This is a genomic window from Streptomyces sp. NPDC002463 (genome assembly GCF_042889835.1).
GTDB classification, from domain to species: Bacteria; Actinomycetota; Actinomycetes; order Streptomycetales; family Streptomycetaceae; genus Streptomyces; species Streptomyces nymphaeiformis.
Genome location: NZ_JBIARL010000051.1, coordinates 1 through 8,969, shown reverse-complemented (window position 1 = coordinate 8,969; position 8,969 = coordinate 1). Strand labels below are relative to the sequence as shown.

6 protein-coding genes are annotated in these 8,969 nt (G+C 68.6%); all 6 read left to right on the top strand.

Annotation, left to right across the window (positions count from 1 at the left end; translation table 11 throughout):
• Nucleotides 1-1,400 (top strand): Mu transposase C-terminal domain-containing protein (locus ACFYX3_RS41810; RefSeq protein ID WP_389025367.1); only part of this gene is annotated, 1,400 nt, incomplete at its 5' end.
• On the top strand, nucleotides 1,397-1,795 hold the full coding sequence (locus tag ACFYX3_RS41805; RefSeq protein ID WP_389025364.1) for an AAA family ATPase: 399 nt from the start codon (nucleotides 1,397-1,399) through the stop codon (nucleotides 1,793-1,795). The genes ACFYX3_RS41810 and ACFYX3_RS41805, both read left to right, overlap by 4 nt.
• A 399-nt stretch (nucleotides 1,796-2,194) precedes the next feature.
• Nucleotides 2,195-2,962, top strand: coding sequence for a tyrosine-type recombinase/integrase (locus ACFYX3_RS41800; protein WP_389025362.1), 768 nt, complete (start codon nucleotides 2,195-2,197; stop codon nucleotides 2,960-2,962).
• A 2-nt stretch (nucleotides 2,963-2,964) separates the two neighbouring features.
• Nucleotides 2,965-3,345, top strand: a complete 381-nt coding sequence (locus tag ACFYX3_RS41795; protein ID WP_389025360.1) for a helix-turn-helix domain-containing protein — start codon at nucleotides 2,965-2,967, stop codon at nucleotides 3,343-3,345.
• A 437-nt stretch (nucleotides 3,346-3,782) separates the two neighbouring features.
• Nucleotides 3,783-4,868 (top strand): integrase, encoded by a 1,086-nt coding sequence (locus ACFYX3_RS41790; RefSeq protein ID WP_389025358.1) that lies wholly within the window; start codon nucleotides 3,783-3,785, stop codon nucleotides 4,866-4,868.
• A gap of 712 nt (nucleotides 4,869-5,580) precedes the next feature.
• Nucleotides 5,581-6,168: a CHAT domain-containing protein gene (locus ACFYX3_RS41785; RefSeq protein WP_389025356.1), complete on the top strand. Its 588-nt coding sequence runs from the start codon at nucleotides 5,581-5,583 to the stop codon at nucleotides 6,166-6,168.
• The last annotated feature ends 2,801 nt before the right edge of the window (nucleotides 6,169-8,969 follow it).

The following is an 8,969-nucleotide window of genomic DNA, read 5'->3' as shown; positions in this document are numbered from 1 at the left end:
GGGCGATCGGTCGTGATCTGTCGCCGGGGGAGCGGGCGGGGCTCGCGGGTGGGGAGCGGGCGGCGCGTAAGCATGATGTGTTTCTTGCCCGGCCGCGTCCCTGGCGGAATCAGGTGTGGGAGACCGACCACGTGCAGGCGCCGGTGCTGGTCGATGTCGAGGGCCGGGCTCGTAGGCCGTGGATCACGTGGTTCACCGACTGCGCCACCAACGCGATCAGCGGTGTTGCGGTGACGCCGGTGTATCCGTCGCGGGAGTCGGTGCTGGCCGGGTTGCGGGCGGCCGTGCTGCGGGAGGAGCCCTACGGTCCGTTCGGCGGTCTGCCGGAGAAGGTACGGGTGGACCGCGGCAAGGACTTCCTGTCCCAGACGGTGACCGCGGCGTTCATTGTCCTGGACGTGACGGTGGAGGATCTGCCCGCTTACACCCCTCACCTCAAGGGCACGGTGGAGGACCTGAACCGGGCGGTGGAGAGCATGTTCCTGGCCGCGCTGCCGGGCTATGTCCGCCAGCCCCGCCCAGGCAAACGGGCTTCCCGCTCGAAGGACGAGGTGCTGCTCGGCTTCGAGGACTTCACCACCCGCCTTCTGACCTGGACACACTGGTGGAACACCGAGCACCGCCCCGCGCCCCTGCAGGGCAGGACTCCGCTTGAGGCGTGGCAGGACGATCTCACCCCGCTGCGGGACGTACCGGCCGCGGACCTGTGGACGTTCACCCTGGAGGACGCCGGCACCCGTGCGCTGACCACCCGCGGCGTCCGCTTCAGGAAACGTGACTACGTAGGGGCGTGGATGACCGGCCAGGCCGGGATCCAGGTCCGCATCCGTTTCATGCCGCACCATGACCACCGCATCGAGGTCTACCACGCCACCATCGGCCGCTACCTCGGCCCCGCGGACCTTGCCGACCAGGCCACCGACGAACAGATCAGCGCCGTACGCAAGGCACGAGCGGCCCGCACCCGCCGCCTGAAGAAGGACCTCCAGGTCTCCCAGCGTGAGCGCTACGCCGCCGCCACCCAGGCCGAAGCCCCCAAGCGGCTCGGCGCACTGACCACCACCCAGGCCGGCACAGAACTTGCAGCTGTTACCGACACCGACCTGTCAGCCCTCGCCTTGCCCGACCTGATCCCGCCGGCCGCGCCGCCGGCCGGGTGGCGCACTCCCGCTTTTCTGGCCGCGCTGACCGGCCCCGGCCGGCCCGACCCGCCTGCTCCGAGCGGTGCCTGCGCCCGTCAAGTCCCAAACGGACAGATTGCACCGCTGGATTCGGCGCCATCCGTTCCGAGTGGTGCCTCTGTCCCCGAAGCCCCTCACGGGCAGACGACGTCTGTCCCCGCCGACGACGCAGGCTCCTCGCTGCCTCGCTCCACCGACGAACACGAAGACGCCTCGTGACCGCGGCCACCTACCAGTACGTCGATCTCCCGGACGCCTGCGTGGTCACCACCCGCGCCCTGCTCTCGGCCCGGGAGAACATCACCGACACCGTCGCCGCCCGCGCCATGATGTGCATCCACGGCGGCGCCGGCGCCGGCTTCGGCAAGACTCTTGCCGTCAACACGTGCCTGCGCGAACTCGAACCCGCTGAGGACGTCCGCAAGATCACTTTCAGGGCCCGGCCCATCGCCCGCGCGGTCCGCTACGAACTGTTCACCGCCCTCGACCTCGCCGGCGAACCACCCCGCCACCCCAGCGAATTCGACCGCCTGCTGAAAACCGCCCTGGCCGAACGCCCCCGCACCTTCCTCGTCGACGAGGCCCAGTGGCTCAACCCGGAGGCGTGTGGATGAGCCGGTTGTTTCGCTGGTGGGGGTTGCTGTTCGGCTGGTTGGTCGTTGGGTTCGTTGGTGGCGTGGTGGTTGTTCAGGTGCTGCCTTCAGCTTGATGGCCGGCGGGGGTGTTGTGGTGGGTGCAGGGAAGCGGGGTGGTCTGCGGCTGGTCGAGGGCGGGCTGGCTGGCTCTGACGCCGGGGTGGATCCGTGGGTGTTTCAAGCCGGATGTGTTCAGGCGTTCGCGAGGACGTGGGTGGTGCGTGGGTTCGCACCGACGACGGTCCGCGGCTACAGCTCGCTCCTGAACCGGGTGCTGGGGCGTTTTGACTGTCCGGTGTGGGCGGTGGACGCCGATGACGTGGATGAAATGCTGCACGCCCTGGCTGTGACGGGCTTGGCTCCGGGGACGCGTCGGCAGTGCAGATACTGCGTGCCTTCCACGCCTTTGTCGCCGAGCGGTACGGGGCCCAGGTCCGTTCGGCGTTCGGTGTGCCGATGGGTGACGGCGGGCTCGACCGGTTCAATCGTGTGCGGCACGCCGGTGATGACTCGCCCACGGGGGCGCCTCCTGGCCGGGAGCGGTTGCAGGCGTTCTTCTCTTTCGTCCGGTCCCAGGTCGCGGTCGGGGCGGACTACCGGGTCATGGCTCGGGACTACGCGTTGCTGCGCACGCCGTATCACTCAGCGGTCCGGGTGAATGAGCTGGTGTGTCTGGACCAGCAGGATGTCCATCTGCAGCTGGGGCCGTCGGGGAAGCTGCACGTGCGGTTCGGGAAAGCGGCGAACACCTCGGGGCCGCGCCCGCGGTGGGCTCCCATACTGGAGGGCCTGGACCGGATCCTGGCCTGGTACCTGCAGGACGTCCGGCCACTGTTCCCTGCGACCGCGCCGCTGTTCTGCGACGAGGACGGCCAGGCGCTGAAGGCGGACACCGTCCGGGATCGTCTGGCCCGTCTTCTCGACCTTGAGGGTGCGGGCGGGGGTGAGCGGTTCACGCCTCATGCGCTGCGCCGTGCATGCGCGACGCACCACTACGAGCGGGGCATGGACCTGCTCGCGGTCCAGCAGCTCCTCGGCCACCGCCATATCGCCTCGACGATGGCGTACGTGAAGCCGTCACAGAAGTTCATCGAGGACGCCTGGCGGCGTGCCACCGACTTGGCTGTTCGCACGCTGGCAGGCTGACCATGAGGGGCGAGTGCATGACTGCGTCAGAACCTGTGGTCCCGGATCCTGCGGTTTGGGGGGTCGAGTGGCGGCTGCGGATGGCCGCGGCGGAGCGTGGCGTGTGGACGGGGACTCAGCTCCGCCGGCTTCTGGCCGAAAGGGCGGGTCTGGACCTTTCGCCGGCCTCGGTGTCCGCTCTGTTCACGAAACAGCCGTCCCAGGTGAAGCTGTCCACCCCGGCTGCCCTGTGCACAGCCCTCGACTGCACTCCTGGAGATCTGCTCGTCCTGCGCTCTGCAGGACCGGCCGCGGTCTCGCAGCCGCCTGGGCCGGCGGACGGGCTGCCTGCGCCCGCGCCACCGCAGCACGTCCTTGCGACACGGTCACTGCCACCGCTGTGACCAGCGGAAACCCCCGTCCACCCCTCGCACTCGTCGGCGGGCCTCATCGCATGGCAGCATCCGTCCCCGACACCGTTCCCGCTTCCGTTCCCGATGCCGTTCAGGGGCGCTGCCCGGCCTGTACGAAGTTGCGCCGGCTACGCCCCGGTACCGGCCTGTGCGTCTGGTGCTCGCGTACGTGCCCGGGCTGTGGCGGTGGCAGGCGTTCGGCGGATCCGGTGTGTTCCGCGTGCCGGCGCCGTGCAGCGTGCCGGCCGGCGCTCGGCCCGTGTCAGCGCTGCGGCCGGCGCCCGATCCTCGACGCCGCTGCCCAGCGGTGCCGGCCGTGCCACAACCCGGCGAGCACCGAGCCGCTCGCCGTCTGTGCGGGATGCGGCGCCCTGTCCCAGTGGGCGCGAGGCCTGTGCAAACGCTGTTACGAGTACTCGCCCCGCACCGTGAAGACCCGCGCCGCCGGCTGGGCCGGCCGCATGCCGCGTACCCCTTGGTGGCGGGATGCCTTTGCCGCGCATCTGGCAACACACCGCCACCCCTTCCACGCCGCCGATGTCCTCACCCGTACCGCCCGTCTCGTCATCGACACCGGCTCCACCACCCCGCACACACTGCTCGCCGACTTCTTCCACACCCACCGCCTCCTCGACACCCCCACCGACACCGAGGAGACACAAGCCGCTGCCCGCCGCGAGCGCCGGATCCAGGCCGTCCCGGCCCCGCTGCGCCCCGCCGCACGCGCCTTCGCGGAAGCGCTGGTGGCCCAGCGCCAGAATGCTGAGCGCCTCGGGCTGCGACCGAATCAGCTCAAGACCATCGAGATCCGCCTCGACACCGTCCGAGACTTAGCTCGCCACATCCACGCCCAGGGGCACCCCACCTGGGCGAGCGTGAACACCGGCGACCTGGAGACGTTCCTGGCCCGCAATCCGCCTCGCCGGGCCTCCTGGCTCACGGGACTGCGGCAGTTCTTCTCCCACGCCCACCACACCGGCCTGGTGCTCCACAACCCTGCCGCCGCCCTCCACGCCCCACAGCCCCGCAGCTTCCGGGGTACCACCCTCACCCTCGACGAGCAGCGCGCCCTCTACCACCGCTGGAACACCCCCACCGACACCCTCCCGCACGAGGCATTCATCGGGCTCGCCGCACTGCTCCACGCCGCCACCACAACCGAACTCCGCCACCTCACCCTCGACCACATCAGCACCCGCTCCCAGACCGTACGGTTCCCCGGACGCAGCATCGACATCACTCTCGACACCGCCACATGGACAGCCCTGGAACGCTGCCTCGCCCACCGCAGCACCCTGCACACGGCCAACCCGCACGTTCTGGTCACCGGGCTCACCAGAACCACCACCGACCCCGCTGGCCCGGCGCACATCCGCGACAGCCTCACCCCGGCCGGCTTCCTCCCCCGCATCCTGCGCTCCACACGACTGCTCACCCTCGCCGACGAACTCGACATCAAGCAGCTCACCGTGGCGCTGGGCATGTCCTACGCCGGAACCGCCCACTACCGGTAAAGCACTGAGCAGCCATCACACCCCCTCAATCGGCTGGCGTGCAGACAAGGACACTGACTGCCAGGACCACTGGTCAGCTCACCTGGTTCCCCGCGTTGAAAGCAGGCTCGGACCTGCCCTGAAGGCGCGAGGCCAAGGCTCCATTGGGCCGCGACGAATACCCATGCGGCCAGCGAAGGACTTGCCGGCCTGCGTGTGGCTTCGCCCGGACAACCGGCCGCGACAGGCGACAGGCCCTCGAACGCTCGGCCGCCGGCTGACGCGCTTGGCTCGGAGACCCGAATGGGCGCGGACCGGCACTGTCCGTGGCCGTCCGACAGGGCTGACTCGGGCACACTGAAGCCCATGTCTACCCCGGAACTCTCCGCCAACGTCGTCAGGAAACTCCGCACCTACCTTCGGTAGGGCGACGAAAGGATCGAGGCACTGAACGCCTCACTTCGGCGCCTCGGGGTCCCCAGCCTCGATCCGAGAGAGTTGGAGTTCCTGGCAAGACCGATCGACCTGGTTGCAGAGGAAGGGAAGCACCGGGGCATAGAAAGGGGCGTGGAGTGGGGCGAGAGCCTCGACGACTACGCACGCGGCTATCTAGACACGCCGCTCGCCGACCTTGTCACGCGGAACCCCCGAAGCATCTACCAGCTGACAGAGGCTGCGGACCTGTTCGAGAACCTCCGCGTGGCGATCGGCAGTCGGCTGGAGACCGTTCTTGATGCTTGCGTCGTCCGGCGAGGGGGATCTGCGGGTGTCTCGCGCGCAGAAGCGGATCCGCGAAGCGGTTGAGGGCGCGCGCTACGGCGATCAAGTCGAGTTCGACTTCCGGCCCTCGGCGACCACCAGCGACCTGCTCGACGGCATCACCAGGTTTCGGCCCCACGTGGTCCACTTCTCCGGGCACAGCGACGAGGATCTGATCCTGCTTGAACAGGACGTCGACGACTTCAATGACGGCGTCATCGTGGCCGCTGGCGGCTTCTCCAAAGCGGTGGCCGCCACGGATGACCCGCCGTTGCTCGTGGTACTCAACTCGTGCAAGTCGGCTGGTCAGATAGAGCACCTGGCTGCTGCCGTCGCCCCGTTCGCGATCGGTATGTCCGACTCGTTCGACGACCTGGCGGCGATCACTTACGCGGCGCAGTTCTATGCCGCGATGGCCAACGGGCAGTCCATCGGAGCAGCGCACGCCTCGGGCCAGGCTGCCGTGCAAATCGAGGGGTTGCCTGGGTACGACCTGCCCACGTTGGCTCATGCCGCGGGCGCGAATCCGTGGACAGCGATTCTGGTACAGCGGCTCCACTGACGCACGGGGAGACGGGGAGCGCTTGTGGAGTGCACCAGACAGTCAGGGCCACCTGCAACACGCTCAGGGGGACTGTAGGGGGGGACCTGATCTTGCTCTGCTCCCCGCGTCGGCGGGGATGGACCCTCGTCATCGCTCTCGGCAGAGACGTTGGCCGTCTGTTCCCTGCTCACGCCGGGATGTTCCCATCCTGGAGCCCGCCTACGTCCCGCCGTATCGCTGCTCCCCGCACGCTGTGGGGATGGTCCCACGTGCCCGTCCTTGGCCGGGTCGAGCGCCACTGCTTCCCGCTCGCGTGGGGGTGGGCCGCAGAGTTTCTTCTTGTCGACCCGCTGCTGCCTGCTGTCTGCGGGGTGTTCGAGTTTTTGGTCGCTTCAGTTGCTGGCTGTCTGTTCTCTCCTTGTGCCGGGGGATGACGTTTGGGCCGGTGGGGCGGTCCAGTGGGTGGCGCCGTCTGTTTTGTGCCTGCAGGGGTGATGCGTTTTCTGCATACGGGAGTCATGCATGGCGTATGCGTTTTCCGTATACGCCGGTGAGGTTCAGGTTCCGGGCTCGTGGTTGTTGTCCCGGGTGGGTGTGTCTGCCTGCGGTGTCGCGGATCGGCCGGGTCAGCCGCAGGCTCTTGTTCTCCCGTTCTCGTCGGCTTCCCCGTCTCGGGCAGTCTGGCTATCGCCGTCCTCACCAGTGCTCCTATCTCCCCGCTGCGCACCGTCCACTACCGCCACGTGGATGCCGCCACCTCCACTCTCACCCTCCACGACTGCTACGCCCGCCCGCCGCCACGGCTTCGCGGCCAACTGCCACGCCTACACGTCCCGCCCTGGGCGCAACCTGCCGAACACTGCCGCCTGCGCCCACCCCACCCCAGCCGGCCCCGCCCCACCGCCCTCACACCCGACGAAGAGCCCACAAGACGGCCGACCCGACCAAGATCCACTGGTACGACGGCTACCTCCACCCCACCCTCGAGGCCGTCAGCTACGAGCAGTGGCTGCGCTCAGCCGGATGACAGCAGCCGCGCTCTCCTCCCGCCGTACCAGCTCCCCGCTGGGGTGGGGTGGGTCTTGTGACGTCTATGGGGCGCCGCGGCGGTCTACTTTTTGCTCGCGCGGGTGTGTTTGTGTTCCGGTCGCTTCGGTCGCTGTGTGGTGAGTATCGACCGGTGTACTGACCATGCCCGCGGTTTGCTTACCACCGGGCTCACCACAGCCGGCCCCGCGCGCCGTGCAGGGATGATCCCGTGGCCTTCTGCGGTGGGACCAGACGCCGACCGCTGCTCCCCGCTCCTGAGAGGATTGTTCTGGCTGCACGGTCCACTGCATCGGCGTCAGCTCCTGGCTCCCCGTACCTGCTGTGACGCTCCCGCGGGCACCCCCTGTCTGCGTCGAGGTACCCCGCCAGCCTGTGGGCCCGGTCCCGCGCCGTACCTCGACTCCTCCAGCAGCCCCGCGCCGTACCGTTTTGCCTGGTCCAGCAGCCCCGCCCGGCTGGTTGTCGTCGGTGTGGGGTTGTTCGTGACGATGCGAGGCGAGGGGCCTGCGCGGGTGATGCGGTTTCTGCATACGGGGCACATGTATGGCGTATGCGTTTTCCGTATGCGGGGTGGGGGTCGTGCCGGGGGAGAGCCGCAGGCTCTCGTCTCTCCCGTTTCGGTCGGCTTTCCCGCCCCCGGGGCAGCCTGTTCCGTGGCCTGCGGGTCGGCGTTGTTTGATCGGCGGGCGCGGTGGTGCAGCGGTGCCCTCCTTGCTGCGCCCTGTGCCCTTGTCGTCGATGTTCTTGACCCCCTGCCAGGCCTGTGGGGCCCGGTGCCAGTGGAGCGGTCTTGCTCGTGGGCTGGGGTGTGGTGAGTGTGTGGGGAAAAGCTGAGAGGCTCTCAGGCTGTTTTCCCAGGTGGGTGGGTGGGCTGGGAGTTGTGAGGGGGCGGACTCACCGTGGCTCTCGTAGGGGCCGGCCGTGATGTCGATGGCACAGACCGTCCTCGGTCCGGTTGCGGTCTGCGTGACGTGCGGATGCCCGGCCGGCGCCGGCCCCCGTTGCTGCGCCCTGCGTCTGTGGGGTGTGGGTGGTTCGGTGCTGCGGCGGTCGTGAGGCCGTGCTGGGCCCCGGTGGCGCGGGTGGGTCTGGCGTCTTTCCTGGGGCCCGGTGGGTGTGGGGGAGGGGGGTGTGTGGTGGTTCGTCTGATGTGTTTTCTGTATGGGGTGTTGGTGTGGTGTCAGGAGGGTTTCTCTGTGGGTGTTTTGCGGTTTTGTCATATGAGGCCAGGGTTCTGGTAGTTGGCAGGTGTGTCGGGGTTTGTGTTTTCCGCATGCCCTGTTCGGTGTCCCTGGTCGGCCCCGCAGGGGCCGGGGACGGCTTCCCGATGACATAAAGAGGTCTAGACAACTAATCTTCGGGTAACCTCCCCGAACATCACGTAGAGTGACACCCCCCGTCGCCCCGCGGGCCCCGGAACACCACTCCACCCGGTGCGCACCATGACCGATCTACGAGCACCACAGGATGCCGGCACGCCTCGGTCGGCCCCGCAGGGGCCTATCCCACTCACCACACCCCAGCCACCAACGAACCATCAATCACCAAGTAAACCAACCCACTTACCAGCACCACACCCCGCCGCAGGCGGGCGCCCAACCACAAACAACCCTCCATCCCACACCCGCACCCCTCAACCCAACCCCACTACCCCGCAGTCACCGCAGGTGACCGTCCCTCAGGCAGCCAGCCAAGCGCCGCGCAGCGGCGCAGCACCATTGGGAGTGACGCAGTCACTCCGCGTCGTGTCTCCGCAGGAGACCGCGCGC